The organism is Mesorhizobium japonicum MAFF 303099 (assembly GCF_000009625.1).
Taxonomy (GTDB): Bacteria; Pseudomonadota; Alphaproteobacteria; order Rhizobiales; family Rhizobiaceae; genus Mesorhizobium; species Mesorhizobium japonicum.
The window spans coordinates 4,883,561-4,901,777 of sequence record NC_002678.2 but is presented as its reverse complement, the minus strand read 5'-3'; the positions used below and the strand labels follow the sequence as shown (position 1 = coordinate 4,901,777).

The window sequence follows — 18,217 nt, the reverse complement described above, 5'->3', positions numbered from 1 at the left end:
GACCCCAATCAGAGAAGCCTGCTAGAGCGTTCCGCCTCAGGCCGAGATCAGGCTCAAAGGCACTATGCCCTGCAATGCCGCATCACCACCGAGAATCCCGAGCAGGATTCAGCCATAGCAACAAATCCTTCAAGTAAATTTACAGGATCTTTGCGACCGCAGATCGCTGACAATGGTACGTTCACCACAAGGTCTGAGGTCAGGCAGGGCTAAAAAGCTGATGCCGATTCACCTCGACCGCCGCACGACAGGCAACGTCGGAGTCCAAGTAAATGACAAGAAAAACGCTAATCCTGCTTGAAGGCCATCCATGGCATAATGGTCTGCTATACGTCCAAGCGGCCCAGCGTCTTGGTCTTCATCCAATCACCCTGTCGGCTGATCCAGCTCAGTACGACTATCTTGCGACGGAAGGCATTGAGGCAATACGTGTCGACACAGGCAATCTCGATGCACTGATCCGCGAATGTTCCCGGCTCCGTGCGACCTACGACATTGCTGGGATTACGTGCGCCAGAGAGGCGTTCTATGCGACAGTTGGCAAGCTCTGCCGGCATTTCGATCTACCGGGACCGAACCCCGCATCGATTGAACGATGCTGCGATAAATTCACTCAACGTCAGCTCCTCGCGGAGGCCGGCGTTCCAATACCGGCTTATCGCATGGCGGCGAATGCGGCGGAGGTGGAAAGCGCTTCCGAGGAGATCGGCCTGCCGGTGATTGTTAAGCCAGCCGTGGGCAGCGGCAGCAGGGGCGTCCGATTGTGCCGCAACGTCGACGAGTTGGCTGAACATACGACCTATCTGTTGGGCGAGGAGCACATATGGCGGTCTTCGCCGAGGATACTTGTCGAAGAATTCGCACAAGGCCCGCTTTATGGCGCTCAGATAATGGGAAATGAGGTCATAGGGATTGAGGCCGCTGGCTTCGGCCCCCCCCCGCATTTCGTCTATCGTGAGTTCACCTTTCCGGCCCTGCTCACTGATGACGATCATGAGCGTATCACCAATGTTTCGCTGAGCTGTTTGCGAGCTCTCGGCCTTGGCTGGGGGCCAACGGGCATTGAATTCCGGTGGACGAAGCGTGGCCCCGTCGTCATTGAAGTCAATCCGCGACTTGCTGGCATGCCCGATCCTCAACTGGTTCAGCTGGCTTACGGTGTCGATCTCATCACCGAGCACATCAAGCTTGTAATCGGCGAGGAATGGAATTTGCGCAGAAGGCATTCGCAAGTTGCGGCCGCGCGGTTCCTGGTTCCTGAACGCGATGGCACCCTGGATTGGATCACTGGCGACAGTCAGGCCGCTGCTGTATCAGGCGTCGCCGAGGTCAAATTCTATGTTGAACCCAACACGCTGATCGTCAGGAAAGGCGATCTCCGAGACTGGATCGGATATGTCATTGCCGCTTCCCCCAGCCGTGCTCGGACCGAGGCGATACTTCAGCGTGCCGTAGACTTAATCGATTGGTCGATTACACCATTTTCGACCCCTGGCGAATAGGAGCGACCTGCGGCCCCCTCAAGCACTCAAGCACTTGTCCCGGCGCACCCTGTTGCGGGTCACCACCGCCCAGCCCATCGCACCGTGAATTTGAAACGCATTCTTCGCCAGATCGAGCGCGATCATAATCCTTCGTACCGCGGCATAAAACGCAGCCACACGTCCTTGCACGCTGACCCAGTAAAGTAGCCGCGAAGTCCCTGCGCTCAAAGCCTGACATTCAGGAGAAAATGTAGGATGATGAAGCGCATATCAGGTCGGACGCCTGTTTCATGAATCGCATGGATATGCGCCTGCGGCGGCAGATATCACGGTCGTTCGCGGCCAAGCTATGATTGAGGGGACCAAGGAAAATGGCACCACGCTCGGCGGGATTCTCGACGCCTTGATTGAACGCGCTGATATTCAAATCCTTCCCGTTTCAGATTTGATGGTCGCCCCGAGCGGCGCCATCGATCATGGTTTCTACATTGAGCAACGCCAGTTCTGGGGCGCGGAACTCAAGAGCTCGCGCCCGATGCGATTGTCCTCGACCTGCATGGGTCGATGCCCACGACTGAGCTCGAAAATGCGGAAGGTGATTTCCTCTCCTACATTCGCGCCGCCATCGGCGGAAACGCAGTCATCGGGGTAGGTCTCGACCTTCACGCCAATATCACGCCGCAGATGTTGAATGCAGCCGACATCTGTATCGCCCACAAGAACAATCCCCATGACGATTACTACGACAATGGCAAGAAGGTCGTTAAATTGGTCTTCGATGTGCTCGAAGGCCGTCTCGCCCCAGGCAGGCTCGAAACTCATCTCAGCCCACTTAAGGAAATGCACGCACGTGCCCGTGCGCTCGAGAAGTCGGAAGCGCCAGTGGTGGACCTTAGCATCTACAACGCCTATCGCTTTGCGGATCTAACGGGCATGGGTTAGGCCGCTGTGATACTGAGCAACGGGCCATATGCGCAAGCCAAGGCGATCGTGGAGGATTACGCCCAGGGTTCTGGGATCTGCGCGAGTGCTTCAAGGATGAAACCGCGACGATCGCAGAGGCCCTGGATGTGACTGCGCAGGACAAGAGCGGCATTACCAAGGCGCTCGCCGATCTTGGCGACCGGACGCTGGCCGGCGGGCCGGGGGACGGCACCTTGATCCTGCAGGCCGCACTGAAGCATCCTGTGAAGCTCCAGGGCGCGATCACGGTCAATGATCCGGAAACCGTCACACAGGCATCTGCCGCCGGAGCCGGCGCAAAAATCAAGATGCATCTCGTCGGCAAGGTGACCTCGCTTTATCTGCCCTTCCAGCGGTGTCGATCTATCGGGAGGACTGCTTTCAATTGCGGAGTGCAAAGTAGCCGGGAATCCGATCGCGGCACAACAACGATTACGGTTTGTGCAGCAGGACATGTCAGAGCTGGAGCTTGGAGAGCAGTTCGCCGTTGCTTTGGTGCCCTTCCACTCCTTTCAGCACCTCCTGACAAGTGAGCTGCAGATCAGAGCATTGGAGGCCGTTCACCGGCATATTCGGCCCGGCGGCCGGCTCGTGCTCGATCTTGTCGACTCCCACATTGACATCCTGTCAGAAAAGCTGGTGCCTCCCCGGTCGCGCTCTCCACGTCCCTCGATCGCAGAGCAGTTCGAACTCCTTGCAGCATGATCATCGGCGCGAAAGCGTCCCATTGTGACCAAAAGCACCATTTGCGACAGAACCGGCTGGCTCCCTCTGTTGTTAGAACTGCGCTCAGACTTCGGCGCGAACGCGCCAAGTCTCAATTTGACGATCGTCGCCTCGGTCGAATGCGATCGGCTTGTGCGATCACGCTAGAACGAGGGCGCCGCAGCTATCGCTCACCCGGCCAGCGAGAGAAAGAAGTCCAGTGGACCGCCGCGAACATATCGCTGACCATATGCAGGCTTAAGTAGGCCACGACGGGAGGCGTCTATGGTTACCATGATCGGCCTCGATCTGGTGAAGAATGTGTTTGTGCGACCTGCAAGTCGCGTGAGTTTCTGTTCACAGGAGGAAATATCGCCTGAAGAAACCGGCTGTTTCATCAGCCGTTCCCTACACGGACATGCCGAGCCGGTAACAGCTCGGTGTCAAGCTCTGGGGACAACGTAGCTGCCGGATTTCCGGTACGCCGAGCCGTGAGGCAAGGCGGAATCTGCCAGCACGAAGGCGGAGTGGAGCAAGGGATGCGCGGGTACGACCGACCTATGTGAACTTATAAACCTCGTGATCCTTAACAACGAAAACTGCTGACAGGCTTGAACCAAAACGGTACGCGGTGAGGCGCAGTCTTTGACTCGGAGACTTATGCGGAACAGGGTAAGTCCATACTGCTGCCGGCAACGGCAGGCGGACCATAAGGAACGCTGTTGGCGCTGAGGGTAAAAGAGTGCGGAAAAAGCGTATGCCCGGCTGTAATGGACGGGATACGGGCTGAGACATCGCCTGACTAGAAAGCGGGCAGACTTCCGCGCGGTCATTCATCGCGAGAGAACGTTGACCAATCGGTATACGAGGGAAGGCAGATGACGGCGATCGGCGCGAAAGCGACCGAGGCTGGTGCGTCCTCGCACACTGCGCAAGGCGAACTGGAAGCATATTGAAGTAGAGTGAAACGACTTCAGGTGCGTATCGCCAAGGCAAACCGGGAAGGCAGATGGGGCAAGGTGCAAGCATTGCAACGTCTGCTGACCAGCTCGCATAGCGGGAAGATGTTGGCCGTGAAACGGGTGACGGAGAATCGCGGTAAGAGAAGGTGGACGGCAAGATATGGTCATCCCCGGCGGCCCGGTGAAACGGCGCATTGGTGGTGCAGGACGAGATAATGCTGGCGAGACGCTAGACGTTGCTCTGCATCGAATGCGCACTCGCCTTTGGCGAGACGGCTCTCTCACCCTGCACGGCGGCCGCATCGAAAGCGGCCCGCCTGTGATCTACCTGCCAAGCCACACCCGATGTTGGTGCGGGTATTTCCGCCTAGACCAGCAGCAGATTCTTGGCATCGATCTGATCGCCGGCCTTGACCGCTTGCCCAGCAGCAACCGAAAGCGCCGAGACGACGCCAGGCATCGGAATTCCGATGGACGAAATGTGGCCCAGTCGTCATTGAAGTCAATCCGCGGCTTCACTTCACGCCTACTCCCCAACTGGTTCATCTGGCTTACGGTGTCGATCTCATCACCGAGCACGTCAAGCTTGCCATTGGCGAAGAATGGGATTTACCGCAGAAAGCATTCGTACACTGCGGCCGCGCGGTTCCTGGTTCCTGATCGCGATGGCGTCCTCGGCGTCGGAACTTCTGCCTATCCGAGCGTCGTCTATCGTCTACGCTATTCGATCCGGAGGGTATGTCGACGGCAACGAAGCAGTGGCACTTCTTGCGCGACCCCTGAAGGTCTAATTGTCCGTTCCAAAAAGAAGTGAGTGATTTTCAACCGATTGCCGTTCTATCGCGTTTCGACGGAGAGGGTACCGGGAACCGGGTCGCTCTCATGACCACCTATGGGGCGGGTTTACGGGCCTGGAGTCGGTGCGTCTGAAGGTGAACGATATCGATAGCAGCCGAATGGTCATTCGCATCGAGTAGGGCAAGGGCGGCAAGGGCCGTCTAACCAAGCCGGGGCGTTGGTTGTTTCCCCGGCGCGATGGCCGCGGCCCGATCCATTCGCAGACATTGGGGATCGCCTGCCGAGCGGCACCTGCGAACTCCTGGGCATTGAGAAGCGAGTGACTGTGGATACCCTGCGCCACAGCTTCGCCATCCACCTTTTGGAAGCCGGCACGAGCATACGGATCTTCAGGTGGCTGCTGGGCCATCGTAGCCTCGCGACGACGACAGTCTACCATCGTCCACATGTCCACTGCGTCGTGTCGGGCGGCGGCCTGCTCAGCCTGCCCCGGCGAAGGCCGGGGACCAGCGATGGATCGCAACCGCCGGATGAGAGTCTGATCAACTGTCTCTTCGAGCTCCACTCCCCGCCCTGTGCAGTTCGAGCCAAGCCGACCGCTTTTCACACTTGCCCCAAGCAGTTGTTCCCTCTCGCCTTCAGCCTTGACAGGGGATATGAGAGGCCACTAGACGACCTTTGCGGACGGCAGCGGCTGGATGAATTTGAAACGGGCAACACTGTGCCGGTCGTCGACACTGACGGGCACCTCGCCCTCGATGGTTGCGCGACGAACGACGCGACGCTGGTCGCCGTAATCCTTGGTCGCATATGCATCGTGGCTCTATTGTCCCAAATAGCAACATCACCCTGCCTCCACTTCTAGCGCACTGTGTTTTCCTGAGCGGTGATATGAGACTCAAATAGATCGAGGAGCCTCTGGCCGTCATGTTTTGGGACGCCAATGAAACGTGATACATACGAGCCAAGCACCAAGGTACGCTCGCCGGTCTCGGGGTGGACGCGTACTACAGGGTGCTCGGTCTCGATCCTCGGTCCGACAAGGGCATCAGCAGAAGGCCTCTTATAGGCTCCGGGAAAGCTGTGAACAGCCCAGAGGTCGTCGGCTAACCGTTGCAGCGGCAGAGGCAAATCGAAATATGCGGCCGCAGTGTTTGACCGTGTCGCCGCCGATTGGTGGGATCAGAACGCCTCGCAGTACAGCAATCTTCGAGTACGCATCCATGCAGGACCAATCGATATGCCAAACGTCAGCCTGAATTATCTCTGGCTGCAGAATCCATATCGAAGATGGGCGTCGTTCCCTCGGGGTATAGCGAAAGCTTCCCGAAGCGAAGAGCAAAGCCCTCCTGCTCGGCGTCGTCGAGATGAGCCTGGTCACGGAAGAAGATGACCTTATGCTCAAGTACCAGACGATTTATCGCAGCGATGGTCTGATCCGGGAGATCAGCCGACAGCTTGATGTTCCTGATTTTTGCGCCGATGCGCGCCGTGCATTTGACGACATCAGTCCGCGGAATGACACTATCAATCAAGTCCAGTTCACTCATGGTGGGATTCTCCAACGTTGCGGTCTTTTTTCTCTCCATGCAAAGCCATTCAACTGTGACATTTTCTCAGAAGAAGAGCGCCAAGTCCGGCTTTGCAAGCGCTTCCAAATTATCCTTTCAACGAGCATCACGGTCAGAGGTTATCGCTGGCTCGTACTCGCTCGTTGCGGCATCATAATGTTGCCCGTGTTCGCTGTTGGGTAGTGTTACATGTCTCCAGTGCGAACGGCACCTGCCTCTACTGGTAGGCTGATCTCGCTCGAGATCGAATGTAAGGTGACTGTCATCTCCTAAATCTGTATAAATTTTTGCGGGATTCAGTCGGCCAGTGGAACTGGCCGAATATGTCTGGACCGTTCCGTAACGGCGTCAACACGGCCCACGCAGCTGCGTTGTTCGGCGTGTCACGGCCGACCTGTTACCAGGCCGAGGACGCCTTCGAGCGCGAGGGCATTGCCGGCCTGCTGCCCAGCGCGCGTGGACCGAAGTCAGCCCACAGCTGCGACGGCCTTGCTGGGAATGCCGTTGGCGCAACGAAGAATGATCCGGCACCGCTCGGACAGCTGCGCAGCAGGTTCGCGTTCACGCCGTGCGCCAGCGCAAGCCCCGCGACCGAAACCCCGTCTCAAGACACGCGCCGATCAGTCGGGCCATCGCGACCGGGTTAAAGCGGCGCTTGCCGTTCCCCAGCACCTTGATGACCGCAAGCTTTCCACTGCCAGATTCGTCCATTTCTTGTGTCCTTACCATTGAAATGGACACAACCATGAAAGCCGCGCACGCAATTGCCTAGGTGCAGAAAATTGAGCGCTTACGTTGGAACGGCAGCCGAGAGCGCCAAACGAGCGGATGTTCGTTGACCGCTACGGCGAGCCGCTCAGCGCCTCGGGCGTCTGGTTCAAGCTTGTGGCTTATGTCAAAGCAGCAGCCGAAACCGTGCAATCTCTGCGAGTCAAGCATGCGACACCCCATAGCTTAACATGAGCAGAATGACCCGAGATAGCAAACCCATGCAGGGCCCGTCCGCAACGAAGTTCGTTAGACAAATCCGCCCGTTGCCGAGAAGGCTGTGAAGTCGTCCCAACGCTTGCACTGGCAAGGTCATCGGGAAGCTGATCGGCCGCAAGGGCGAGCGCTGTCTTGACAAAGCTCGCGACCGGCGGCCGCACATGGCCAATATTCGGATTAATTGACCCGAGCGCACATGCGTTTCCCGTTTTCTCTTGCCGCTGAAGAACGACGACGCCCACCCGATCTCCGATCACGTGCCACTGGCACAACACGATAGGGGCTAGCTTGTCTCGATAGAGACAAGAAGTTCGGGGGCATTCTTCTCGAACGCGTGGTTCTCTTACCTGCCGGAACGGGCAATCCGAATGTCTTCATAATACTGCGGCTCTGGTTCGAAAGCTTACTGATGAACCATATTTGCCTGGTGCGTGCCCCACGAGCGTGCGCGTCAGCATGCTGTCGAATCCCTTCACCCACACACCTCACGGAAGAATCCCACCTTGGCAAGATGCGCCAAGCCGTCACCGTTGTTCGCAACAGTTTTGTTTCGGCGCCATATCCAGCGCTGCCTTGACATGGCGCGCATTGATGCAAATCTTCTTCGTGATGCGGCTGGACGACGTCTTCGCCGCGAGCCTCGATCGGTTCTCGCTCGCTTCCACCTCAAAGCCTCTGAAACGTTGGCTGAGCTAGATGCGATTTGGTACTGCATCTGGTGCCCCTGCATCAGATCAGTGTCTTGCGCTACAGTGCTTCATGAGAGAGTCGGCTGTCGCAAAAGTACTCTCACGGCTCCACCGCGATTTCCGAAGTATGTGATAGCATCCTCAACAGTTCGTCTCGGGTCAGCCAAACGAGCCAATCGTCGTCGTCTATTCCCTGCGCAGGCAAGCGCAGGACTGATCCGTGCGGCTCTCGATGCAGATAGCCGTAGCGATTGACCACCCCGTTTTCGATGCCCCAGCCGGGAACGAGCCCGTAAATGAAATCCGGCGACCATCTAGCCCATGCTAGTCCAAATGCCAGGCGACTAATAATGACCAAAAGACCGCGGCCTCTAAAGTCCTCCCGCAGCCACATGTCGCCATGATATGCTACCAAGCCGGTTATTTTGCGAGCATTCGGCGCGTAGCAGCTACACGAGGAATCGAGCCCGGCTTGGAGGTTGGGATGTGAGAAGAAGGCTCTGAGCGACCCAAGGTGTTCAGCAAGGTTTGTGTTTGATAGATCGTCTAAACGCATTCCCTGGGCATGCGCTACCCTTCCTTCGCGGTCCCGCCCGACGATCCAAAAAACCTTTCTTGGCGGAAGATCAGAACAGTCCGGCCGGAAGAAAGGATAGGTCGGCGACTTTCCGGGAAGTCTGCTGGTAATCCGGACATACTCTTCAAAATCGTCGCCCATCGTAATGTGGAGGCCGGACTTGCGGCACAGCTCATCTGCTGCGCAGATGTACTTGGAAACCGCTAGCGTTGTCACGTTTCTCGGCATGCCGATACTCCTGGTCAGTGCTGAAACTACTCCTGGTCAGTGCTGAAACAATTCTACAGGTCACAGGCAAGTACCGACACTACCGCATCTGGTAGTTGACTCATTGGCTCATGGCTGAAATCGCCCCTACCTAGCCAATGAAACTAGAAATTAGCGCGCCTGCGGGCGCACAGGTGTGACAGGCACCTGGCTAGATGTTTGATCCCATGCAGAACCTGGCCCATAGCGCATCCTTTGATTCGGACGACAATGATGAACCATCAATAATCCCATGACCGGGGGTGGATAGCGAGCTGAATGGGGTTGCTAACCAACAACTCTGTGGAGGCCAGCATCCGTGTTGTAGCCGATCAATCTGCGGCGCCTGCCGCTATCCGCACCGATCGTGGCGCGATCTTCGTTTCTTTGGAACTCAGTAAATCGACTTGGTTGATCACTTCGCTGTCGCCGGGCAGTGGGGAGAAGATGTCGAAACATGCGGTACGCGGCGGCGATATCACGGGACTGCTGGCATGCTTTGCCCAGCTTCAGGACAAGGCACTGGCGAGCACCGGCCGGCACTTTGCGCTTGTAGTCATTTAAGAGGCGGGTCTCGACGGCTTCTGAATCCATCGAAGCTGGAGGCCGAGGGGATCGACAGCCATGTCGTCGACGCCGCCTCGATTGCCACGTCGCGCCGGCGGCGTCGTGCCAAGACCGGCAAGATCGATAGTGAGGCGTTGGTGCGTGCGCTGCTCGCCTACAAACGAGGTGAGCCGCGCGTGTGCGCGATGGTTAGGGTACCGAGCGTCAAGGAGGACCATCGGCGCATTGGCCGTGAACGCAAGGTTCTGGTTGGTGAGCGGACCTGCCATGTCAACCAGATCAAGGGCCTGCAGTTTGCTCATGGCATCACCGGCTACGAGCCGCTGCGGCGTGACCGGCGACACCGACTTGAGGAACTGGGGACCGGCGACGGCCGCGCGCTGCCCGAACATCTGAAGGGGCAAATCCGTCGCGAACTCGACCGGCTCGAGCTGGTGATAGCCCAGATCAAAGAGGTGCAGGCCGAGCGCGATGCTCTGCCGGCAATCGAAGTCGCCGAAGCTCCAGCAGCGACATTGCTCGATCTCAAGGGAACCGGCCCCGAGTGTGCGGCCATCCTCTATGCGGAAGGGCTGTTCCGGCACTTCGATAATCGCCGGCAGGTCGCCGCCAATGCCGGGCTCGCGCCGACACCTTGGCAGAGCGGATCGGTCCAGCACGAGCAAGGTGTCTCGAAGGCCGGTAACCCCCGGCTGCGAACGACGATGATCGAGTTGGCCTGGCTGTGAGCTTCGCAATCAACCGAGTTCAGCGCTTACCCGCTGCTTCCACGAACGCGTGACGCGCAACCAGGGGCGCCTCAAAAAGACAACCATCGTCGCCCTTGCGAGAAAGCTGCTCGTGGCACTGTGGAAATACGTGACCGCGGGCGTGGTCATCAAAGGTGCTCTCATGAAGGCATGATGCGTATTTCAGACGATCGTGAGCACGGATTTCACCGCATCGTGAGCAAGGATTTCGCGGGATCGTGAGCAGCGATTTCAGGCGATCGTGAGCAACCTTTTCGGAGGTGCTGGACGCTTCGGCCGACAACTCAGCGGTCTACAGGAGGCCTCGTTCAAAACGAGGCAGCCTGATGCCAACCAAGAGATTGTCGATGCGCCGGATCAGAGACGTATTACGATTGAGATTTTCCCAGGGTCTGACCGAGCGCGTCATCGCGCGCACGCTCGGGGTCAGCAATGGCGTCGTCCACGGTTACTTGCGACGCGCCCGTCTTGCCGGACTGAGCTGGCCGCTGACCGAAGGGATGGATGACGAAGGCCTTGAGCTGCTGCTCTTCCCTGCGCCGAAGGCGGCCTCGCAAAGCCCTCGGCGGCCGGTGCCCGATTGGAGCTATGTGGAGAAGGAGTTGCGCCGGCGCGGCGTAACGCGGGTGCTGCTGTGGGAAGAGTATCGTGCCGCCAATCCCGACGGCTTTGGCTATACCTGGTTTTGCACGACCTTCGAGGCCTGGAAAGAGCGCGCGCGCCCGACGATGCGCCAGACGCACCTGGGCGGCGAGAAGGTGTTTGTCGATTTCGCCGGCGACACCATCGACATCTTCGACCCCATCACCGGCGAAGCGCATCCCATGAAGCTGTTTGTCGCAGCGATGGGCGTCTCCAACATACCTACGCCGAGGCGTGCCCGAGCGAGAGCCTGCCCGAGTGGATCCGTGTTCATACGAACCTTTTCACCTTTCTGGGCGGCGTGCCGAAGTTCGTGGTCTGCGACAATCTCAAGGCCGCCGTCACCAACCCCGATCGCTACGACCCCGGTCTCAACCGGACCTATGCCGTGATGGCGAGCCATTACGGCACCGCAGTTCTCGCAGCCAGGCCGAGACGCCCAAAGGACAAGGCGAAGGTTTCATAGTGCGTCCTGTTCGGCTGATGGCACGGTAATGGAGGCAGGGCGGGCGGGATTAGCGTTACAGCCTGGGCGACCTTTGATGATCTCGAGGTGGGAAGGAATATCCCACAGACCCCGGCTGAGATTGTCGCTGTAGACTTTGGTGATGAGCCCCTGACGTCCCCATTGATGCACGGTGGTCTCGGCGATCTCGAAGCGTTCGGCCACTTCCTGGGTGGTGAGCATACCACAATCGCGCAGGCGCTGGCGACGACCGGGCAGGTTATAAGTTCTGCGGATGAAAGCGATTTTCTTGAGATTGAACGGCTTGCCGTCCCAGGTCCGCAGACCGCGTTCATTGAAGATGTCGGCGACCTCGCGATCGCAATAACGGTCGAGCAAGCGGTCGACCTCGGCGATCAAGTCGGGCTTGGATTTACGGATCTGGAAGATCGGCAGCGGCCGGTCCAGCGTCAAGGTTCGGGTCGCCCCGCCGGAGAGCCGCACGTTTGCGGTAATCGTCTCGGCCTTGATTAAGGTGACATCGGCGACCAGCAGCCGCAGGATACGCTTGCGCTCGCGGACATCGATGCGGGCATCGCTCCAGATCCGCGGGAACTGCTCGGCAAGATCGCGGACGCGTTGCTGCGTCTCGGCGTCGAGGGCGGCGGCTTCCTCGGGCGCGCGTCGTTCATAGTCCTCGACAACGTCGGTGTGGAGCCGCAGCTTCTCGTTCCACTCGGCCTCGAGAGTGTCGGCAACGAGGCGATTGTCGGGATCGACCTTCATGTAGCGGCGCCGGGCGAGCTCGGCGTCATGACGCGTCCGCTCGATATGCTGTCGGCGCAACGTGTCCATCTCGGCGGCGCGTGCCTCAAGCTCGCGCTGCACCGCCAGGGTGACCTCAAGGGTCATCGGCGTCATCAGCTCGACAAGCAATGCACCCACCGCCGGGTCGACGACTTTGCCGGGCACGGACTGGCAGACCTTGCCGCCACGGCGGGTGGCGGTTTCCTGGCAGATATAGGTCGGGACAGGCTGACCGTGCTCCTGGCTGTAATGGACGCCCATGCGCCCGCCGCAAAGGCCGCAGAGAACTCTGCCCTGGAGCAAGGCGGATCCTTCGCGGACCGGCCCGGCGCGGCGCTGCATTCCGTAGGCTTGCGCATTGGTGGCGAGACGCTCCTGGTTGGCCTTGAAGCGCTCCCAGTCGATATAGCCCGGATGCAGGTCGGGCATGACGAACCGCCAGTCAGCCATATCCACCTTGATCTGCGAGACGCCGCCGCCCGGCCGGGGCCGTCCACGCGTTCGACCGTAGACGAAGGCGCCGGCATATCTCGGATTATGCAGGACCTGGAGGATGCGGGCGTGCCGTGGCGGCGCCCACATGAGTTCGCCTTTGTGCAGTCCCTTGCGCAGTCGCCGCGGGAACAGGATGCCTTCGTCGAGGAAGAACTTGACGGTTCTGGTTGCGCTGCCCAGGCGCTCGAAGGTGGTGAACACCATGCGGAGCGCGGCCTGCACCTCGGCGTCCGGGTCGAGTGCGAGGGTGCCATCGGGCAAGTAGACCAAGCCCACGGGCGGGCCTATCTTCAGATCGCCGCGGCTTGCCTTGTTGAGTTGGCCGCCGCGCATGCGCGCCTTGAGGAAGTGCAATTCGGCTTCCGACATCGTTCCTTTCAAACCCAAAAGAAGTCTGTCGTTGAAGCTTTCCGGGTCGTAGATGCCATCCTCATCGAGGATGAGGGTGCTGGTCAGGGCGCACAGCTCAAGCAGCCGGTGCCAGTCGGCGGAGTTGCGGGCCAGGCGCGAGACCTCCAGCCCCATGACGACGCCGGCCTTGGCGAGCGCGACTTCGCTGACCAGTTCCTGGAAGCCGTCGCGGGCAACGGCGCTGGATCCCGATTTGCCCAGGTCGCGGTCTATCACGTGGATGCGTTCGGTCGGCCAGCCGGCGGCAATGGCGCGATCACGCAGCCCATATTGTCGCTGCGTGCTCTCGCCGTTCTCGGCGACCTGTCGAAGCGTCGACTGACGGATGTAGAGGTAGGCGTCGCGCCGCAGGTGATCGGCGGTGACTTTGAGGTCAGGCATGTGCTGGCTCCGCGGTTAGCGTGACAACAAGGCTGGCAAGGATGAGGGTGAGCTCGCTGGTGGCGATCGCGCCTGCCGACGGGGGGCGATGTACCGGGCAAGGCGGCGTAAAGTTGGGAGTTGTCGTTGCGGCCTTGATCCAGGCGACCATGCCTTGACGGTGCAGGGTTACGAGTCCTGATCCGGTGATCAGCCGGGCGCTGAGCACCGCGGCGCGCAGTTGTTCGTATGTGCCGACGAGGCTGGTCGCACGGAGGGTTAAGGCAGATCGAGTCGTTTTTTTTTGGGCGCCATGGCCCGCTCCAGACTTCGCCGGTGCACCCTGACGCCAAAGCGTGTGGCGATAGCGTCTACACATTGCGGCACGGTGAGGTCGGGCCGCGTCGTCCTGATTTGGTCGATGTAAGCGAGGACCTCGGCAGAGATCTTGTGTCCGCCCTTTGGACCCCGCTGCCGGGGCACCAGCCCGGCGAGGCCCTGGTCGGCCAAGGCGCTCTGAGCTTTGTAGAAGGTCGGCCGCGAGACCCCGAAGGCGCTGGCGACGTCGCTGATCGGCACGCGATCGGCCTGATGGCGGCGCACCATCTCGTAGCGGACCTGCACAAGGTCCCTGGCATCGAAGAAGGGATTGGCGGCAAACAGCGTGTCGCGCACGGCCTCGGGGTGGGGGTTGAGCGCGCCGTCGCGGGCCAAGGCCTCGGCCTTTGGGTCGCGTCGTCTTGGCTTTGGCTTCGCCATGACCATCATCCAAACTGATTCGTAAATATAAATACGCCTTACACGATGAGACGTCAAACAAGACAACTCCACGACGCTCAAGGCAATTCCCGCAATACTGGGCGTATCTCCGGTATCCGAGCAGGCGCTGCGGCGTAATTTGCCTTACACCAGCGGCGTATTTAACCTTACGCATCCTCCGCCTCCACCGGCGCAGCGATCCGATCCAGCAGCGTGAGCAAATCCAATAGGTCGACCGTCCGGAACGCCGCGCGCCCGGCCGCGACGCGCCGGAATGCGTCAGGCTGCTCCATGTCCGTCATTGCGGCGGCAATCGTGGGCAAGGTCCCGTCCGCCGCTCGGTAGATCACCCGGTCGTCGCCCCAATGCGGGCTGCGGCTGATCATGTCGAAGGTCTGGCCTTTAAGCGGGTGGAATGGGTGAGTAATGCGGACCGTGAGGCCGGTCGTCCCCACACGGGCTGCAGTTGACGGCTTTATCCAAGGCAAAGGTCGAGGTCGCCGTGCAAATTGCCCAGCGCTGGGTCCTGGCGCGTCTGCGCAATCAGCGCTTCTTGTCCCTGGCGGAGCTGAACGCCGCCATCCGCCTGCTGTCGCCGAACTCAACGCCCGCCAGATGCGTGGCTTCGGCTCCAGCCGCGCTCTTCGCCGAGATCGACAGGCCGAAGCTGGGAGAACTGCCGAACCAGCCATACCTCTTTGCGCGCTGGAAGCGTTGCCGCGTCGCGCCCGACTATCACGTCGAGGTCGACGGGCACTGGTATTCCACGCCCTACCGTCTCATCCGGGAACTCGTCGATGTGCGCATCGCCGACAACACCGTCGAGGTCTTCCACAAGGGGCAGCGGATCGCCAGCCACGCCCGTGCGCCCAACCGGCGCGGCCATACGACCGTTGCCGATCACATGCCGAGCGCGCATCGCCGCTACGGCAAGTGGACGCCGGGGGGACTGATCGCGGCCGGCGAGAAGATCGGTCCTTCCACCGCTGCCTTCTTCCAGGCTGTCATCGCTGACCGGCCGCACCCCGAGCAGGGCTTTCGCACCTGCCTCGGCATTTTGGCGCTGAGCAAGAGCTACGGCAACGCGCGCGTCGATGCAGCCTGCCAGCGCGGCATCCTCATCAAGGCACGCTCCGTCGCCTCGATCCGTTCGATCCTCAAGAACGGCCTTGATCGCGCTTTCCTCGACGAGGCGCCCGACCACCAACCCCTGCGCCACGGCAATATCCGCGGTCAGGGCTATTTCCACTGAACCAGGGAGATATCAATGCTCACCCATCCCACCCATGAACGGCTGGTCGCACTCGGTTTGACCGGAATGGCCAAGGCCTTCGAGGAGCAGCGACGATCACCGGATCTCGATGCGCTGTCGTTCGAGGAACGCATCGGGCTTCTGGTCGACCGCGAAGCCGCCGAGCGCGACACCAAACGGCTCACCACGCGCCTCAAATTCGCCGCGCTACGCCAGAGCGCCTGTGTGGAAGATGTCGATTTGCGCACCCCACGCGGCATCGACCGCGCCGTCTTCGCCAGGCTCGTCGCCGGCGACTGGATCGACCGTCATGAGAATTGCCTGGTCACGGGCGCAACCGGCCTGGGCAAGAGTTGGCTGGCCTGCGCGCTCGGTCACAAGGCCTGCCGCGACAATCGATCGGTGCTCTATCATCGCGTCCCGCGTCTCTTCGAGGCGCTCGCCCTGGCACGCGGCGATGGACGCTATGGCCGCCTGCTCAAGACGCTCGGCCGCGTTCAGCTCCTCATACTCGACTAACGTGCACTGCGCAGAGATGTGGAGCTGACACTGCAAGAGCCCGCAGACGCGCGACTTCCGACGATACAACTCCACATAACTGAATCACCGTCCACCTAGGATGGCCGCTCCCCTAAACCTCAACAGGAGAGCGCCATGCTAAAGGTTTTGTTCCCGAAGTCTTTTTGTCATTACGAATGTTCGCGCTTCGGCGCGGAGCTTGAATTGTTTGCCCGGTGGTTGCTCGCAGCAGGATATCTACCTGGTGCTGCGACACGTCGCCATGTCCACCGATTGAAGTGCATCCTCGAGGCTACGGCCGCTCTTCAGTGTGGCCGGATTCTACTCGGAGCCGAATTGGACGGAGCGTTAGCCTTCGTTCCTGGCGCTCTGCGCCACGCTTCCACCGAGCGCGCGTATCGCCGCTTCCTCAAGGCAGAGGGGCGGTTCGAAGAAACACAGCCGCAAGGCCCCGTGGAGCAGTTGCTGCTGCGATATCGAGAATATCTTCTAGACGTGAGGGGGTTAGCACCGGCGACGATCGGTCAGCATTTGGGAACGATCGAGGAGTTTCTGTCCTTGTCGGCGGGACCGTCACAGGATCTTTCCGCACTGACATCAGAGCACGTCGAAAACTTCATTCATACCTTGAGCCGCAGGGTGCTGCGCCAAACACTCCAGCACAAGGTTGCCCATCTGCGCGCTTTCCTGCGCTTTTGCGCCGATCGTGGTAAGGCAGCGCGAGGGCTAGAGCGCATCGATACGCCCAGAACCTATCGTGGAGAATTGCCACCTCGTGCCCTTGATTGGGAGGTGATCGAAAAATTGCTGTCCTCGGTCGCGAGGACTGATTATCTCGGCCGCCGTGACCATGCGATCCTCCACCTCATGGCCTATTACGGTCTGCGACCTTCTGAGATTGCAGCGCTGACGTTGGACGCGGTCAATTGGAAGCGACGTACACTGCGGGTAGAGCAGCGCAAGACTCGTTCCACGCTCGTTCTTCCTTTGGCCGACCAGACCCTTGAAATCCTCGACAGATATATCGCGGATGGGCGTCCCTGCGATTTGGTGACGAACTTTCTGTTTGCTAAAGTGCGTAGCCCTGTGGGAGCCCTGACGAGCTGGGGGATATGCGACATCTTCTCCAAGCGGGCACGGCAAAGCGGCCTGCCGCTAGATGGTGTCTCATCATACGCATTGCGCCATTCGTTTTTGCGATGCGATTGCTAGGCCGTGGCGTCGGGGTAAAGACGATCGGTGACCTGCTCGGCCATCAAAGCCTTGAGAGCACTTGTGTTTATCTTCGCATCGAGACGGACATGCTGCGTACGGTGGCTCTGCCCGTACCTGGCATTGCCGCTTTTTAAGGAGAACGGCAAATGTTCACAGCCATCTCTCCGACACCCCTGGATCAGCCGATTGTGGCATGGCTTGCCCACCAGCGCGCTCTTGGTCGCCGCTATTATCCGGAGGAAAGGGTTCTGGTGTCCTTGCGTGAATTTATCAGCCGCACCCCTGGACACGATCTTGACCGTGCAAGCTTTGATCGGTGGTGTGCCACATTCCCTCATCTGGCAAGCAACACCCTGCGTTATCGCCAACGCGTTGTCCGCATGTTCTGCCTGTACCGACGGCGGAAGGAGCCGGGCTGCTTTATCCCCAATCCCTTGTACTTCGCGCGCCCCCGGCCTCACCGGCGTCCCGTTATCGTGGAGCCCGGTCAAATAGCCGGAATGCTGACGGCCGCTAACAATATGTCCGTCGCGTCGGGATCGCCACTGCGGCCTGCGGTGTATAGGATGGCCGTCATTCTGCTTTACACAACAGGAATGCGTCGCGGCGAATTGTTGCGCCTTACACTGGCAGACTGCGAGCCTGAAAGTGGAGTGTTGCGGGTTCGGGAGTCCAAGTTCCACAAATCGAGAATACTGCCGCTGTCGCCCGACGCACATGCCGAATTGTGCAGCTACCTTCGAAAACGTCTCGCCCCACCGTTCAGCAGGGATCCCGACACACCCCTTCTCATCAACACGGAAGGCGGTCTTCGTGCCTATACCGGAACTGGGATCAGCGGCGGCATCCACGCTCTATTCAAAATGGCAGGTGTTGAGGATAGCGAGGGCCGGCGCCCGCGCATCCACGATCTGAGGCATAATTCCGGGTGTCGGATTATTCCGAGTGACGCCATCGCCGCGGCGTAATTTTCTCATGATTGCAAGTAATTGGATCAGCGTCGGCCGTTGATTG

Annotated in this window: 11 protein-coding genes and 10 pseudogenes; 14 read left to right on the top strand and 7 right to left on the bottom strand. The window is 59.7% G+C overall.

Going from position 1 to position 18,217, the window contains the following annotated elements; all coding sequences use genetic code 11:
• The first annotated feature begins 272 nt into the window (after positions 1 to 272).
• The 7 genes and pseudogenes from MAFF_RS24805 to MAFF_RS40790 form a co-directional block, all read left to right on the top strand.
• Positions 273 to 1,502, top strand: a complete 1,230-nt coding sequence (locus MAFF_RS24805; RefSeq protein ID WP_010913734.1) for an ATP-grasp domain-containing protein — start codon at positions 273 to 275, stop codon at positions 1,500 to 1,502.
• Positions 1,503 to 1,767: 265 nt separating this feature from the next.
• Positions 1,768 to 2,426: pseudogene (locus MAFF_RS24795) on the top strand (M81 family metallopeptidase).
• A 128-nt stretch (positions 2,427 to 2,554) separates the two neighbouring features.
• The gene (locus tag MAFF_RS39795; RefSeq protein WP_010913730.1) at positions 2,555 to 2,980 is read left to right on the top strand and encodes an MlrC C-terminal domain-containing protein; all 426 of its coding nucleotides are present in this window, start codon (positions 2,555 to 2,557) and stop codon (positions 2,978 to 2,980) included.
• Positions 2,862 to 3,152, top strand: coding sequence for a methyltransferase domain-containing protein (locus MAFF_RS41475; RefSeq protein ID WP_425280339.1), 291 nt, complete (start codon positions 2,862 to 2,864; stop codon positions 3,150 to 3,152). The genes MAFF_RS39795 and MAFF_RS41475 overlap by 119 nt, the downstream gene beginning before the upstream one ends.
• A 962-nt stretch (positions 3,153 to 4,114) precedes the next feature.
• On the top strand, positions 4,115 to 4,330 hold the full coding sequence (locus MAFF_RS40805; RefSeq protein ID WP_341872704.1) for a reverse transcriptase N-terminal domain-containing protein: 216 nt from the start codon (positions 4,115 to 4,117) through the stop codon (positions 4,328 to 4,330).
• A gap of 246 nt (positions 4,331 to 4,576) precedes the next feature.
• A pseudogene (locus tag MAFF_RS40795) lies at positions 4,577 to 4,790 on the top strand (ATP-grasp domain-containing protein); the annotation flags it as partial.
• A gap of 441 nt (positions 4,791 to 5,231) precedes the next feature.
• Positions 5,232 to 5,294: pseudogene (locus tag MAFF_RS40790) on the top strand (tyrosine-type recombinase/integrase); the annotation flags it as partial.
• Between the two features lie 285 nt (positions 5,295 to 5,579).
• Here MAFF_RS40790 and MAFF_RS24780 read toward each other — a convergent pair.
• Positions 5,580 to 6,462: pseudogene (locus MAFF_RS24780) on the bottom strand (TauD/TfdA dioxygenase family protein).
• A gap of 344 nt (positions 6,463 to 6,806) precedes the next feature.
• On the opposite strand from MAFF_RS24780, the pseudogene MAFF_RS41185 reads away from it, so the two are divergent.
• Positions 6,807 to 6,938, top strand: a pseudogene (locus MAFF_RS41185) (helix-turn-helix domain-containing protein); the annotation flags it as partial.
• A 106-nt stretch (positions 6,939 to 7,044) separates the two neighbouring features.
• Here MAFF_RS41185 and MAFF_RS24775 read toward each other — a convergent pair.
• The 3 genes and pseudogenes from MAFF_RS24775 to MAFF_RS24770 form a co-directional block, all read right to left on the bottom strand.
• Positions 7,045 to 7,194 (bottom strand): hypothetical protein, encoded by a 150-nt coding sequence (locus tag MAFF_RS24775; protein ID WP_193364022.1) that lies wholly within the window; start codon positions 7,192 to 7,194, stop codon positions 7,045 to 7,047.
• A 609-nt stretch (positions 7,195 to 7,803) separates the two neighbouring features.
• Positions 7,804 to 8,069, bottom strand: a pseudogene (locus MAFF_RS41470) (IS110 family transposase); the annotation flags it as partial.
• A gap of 190 nt (positions 8,070 to 8,259) precedes the next feature.
• Positions 8,260 to 8,964 carry a hypothetical protein gene (locus MAFF_RS24770; protein WP_044549064.1) on the bottom strand — a complete coding sequence of 235 codons (705 nt, stop codon included), beginning with the start codon at positions 8,962 to 8,964 and terminating at the stop codon, positions 8,260 to 8,262.
• A 297-nt stretch (positions 8,965 to 9,261) separates the two neighbouring features.
• Here MAFF_RS24770 and MAFF_RS24765 point away from each other — a divergent pair.
• Positions 9,262 to 10,452 (top strand): annotated as a pseudogene (locus tag MAFF_RS24765) (IS110 family transposase).
• Between the two features lie 172 nt (positions 10,453 to 10,624).
• A pseudogene (gene istA, locus MAFF_RS24755) lies at positions 10,625 to 11,400 on the top strand (IS21 family transposase); the annotation flags it as partial.
• Here the strand turns inward: istA and MAFF_RS24750 are convergent.
• The 3 genes from MAFF_RS24750 to MAFF_RS24740 all read right to left on the bottom strand — a co-directional run bounded on the left by MAFF_RS24750 (position 11,401) and on the right by MAFF_RS24740 (position 14,672).
• Positions 11,401 to 13,479 (bottom strand): recombinase family protein, encoded by a 2,079-nt coding sequence (locus MAFF_RS24750; protein ID WP_010913722.1) that lies wholly within the window; start codon positions 13,477 to 13,479, stop codon positions 11,401 to 11,403. It abuts the pseudogene before it with no gap.
• 258 nt (positions 13,480 to 13,737) lie between these two features.
• Entirely contained in the window at positions 13,738 to 14,217 is a 480-nt protein-coding gene (locus tag MAFF_RS24745; protein ID WP_010913721.1) for a helix-turn-helix domain-containing protein, read from the bottom strand.
• A 167-nt stretch (positions 14,218 to 14,384) separates the two neighbouring features.
• A complete protein-coding gene (locus MAFF_RS24740; protein WP_048894801.1) occupies positions 14,385 to 14,672 on the bottom strand; it encodes a DUF5372 family protein in 288 nt (95 codons plus the stop codon).
• Positions 14,673 to 14,698: 26 nt separating this feature from the next.
• On the opposite strand from MAFF_RS24740, the pseudogene MAFF_RS24735 reads away from it, so the two are divergent.
• The 4 genes and pseudogenes from MAFF_RS24735 to MAFF_RS24720 all read left to right on the top strand — a co-directional run.
• Positions 14,699 to 15,469 (top strand): annotated as a pseudogene (locus MAFF_RS24735) (Mu transposase domain-containing protein); the annotation flags it as partial.
• A 15-nt stretch (positions 15,470 to 15,484) separates the two neighbouring features.
• Positions 15,485 to 15,985 (top strand): annotated as a pseudogene (locus tag MAFF_RS24730) (ATP-binding protein); the annotation flags it as partial.
• 138 nt (positions 15,986 to 16,123) lie between these two features.
• A complete protein-coding gene (locus MAFF_RS24725) occupies positions 16,124 to 17,200 on the top strand; it encodes a tyrosine-type recombinase/integrase (protein WP_010913718.1) in 1,077 nt (358 codons plus the stop codon).
• A 149-nt stretch (positions 17,201 to 17,349) separates the two neighbouring features.
• The gene (locus tag MAFF_RS24720; protein WP_080511929.1) at positions 17,350 to 18,171 is read left to right on the top strand and encodes a tyrosine-type recombinase/integrase; all 822 of its coding nucleotides are present in this window, start codon (positions 17,350 to 17,352) and stop codon (positions 18,169 to 18,171) included.
• The last annotated feature ends 46 nt before the right edge of the window (positions 18,172 to 18,217 follow it).

What these genes read in the sequence shown, in the direction of transcription:
- MAFF_RS24805 (WP_010913734.1), top strand. Translation starts at nt 273, where the DNA reads ATGACAAGAAAAACGCTAATCCTGCTTGAAGGCCATCCATGGCATAAT.
- MAFF_RS24775 (WP_193364022.1), bottom strand. Translation starts at nt 7,194, where the DNA reads ATGGACGAATCTGGCAGTGGAAAGCTTGCGGTCATCAAGGTGCTGGGG.
- MAFF_RS24770 (WP_044549064.1), bottom strand. Translation starts at nt 8,964, where the DNA reads ATGCCGAGAAACGTGACAACGCTAGCGGTTTCCAAGTACATCTGCGCA.
- MAFF_RS24750 (WP_010913722.1), bottom strand. Translation starts at nt 13,479, where the DNA reads ATGCCTGACCTCAAAGTCACCGCCGATCACCTGCGGCGCGACGCCTAC.
- MAFF_RS24745 (WP_010913721.1), bottom strand. Translation starts at nt 14,217, where the DNA reads ATGGCGAAGCCAAAGCCAAGACGACGCGACCCAAAGGCCGAGGCCTTG.
- MAFF_RS24725 (WP_010913718.1), top strand. Translation starts at nt 16,124, where the DNA reads ATGCTAAAGGTTTTGTTCCCGAAGTCTTTTTGTCATTACGAATGTTCG.
- MAFF_RS24720 (WP_080511929.1), top strand. Translation starts at nt 17,350, where the DNA reads ATGTTCACAGCCATCTCTCCGACACCCCTGGATCAGCCGATTGTGGCA.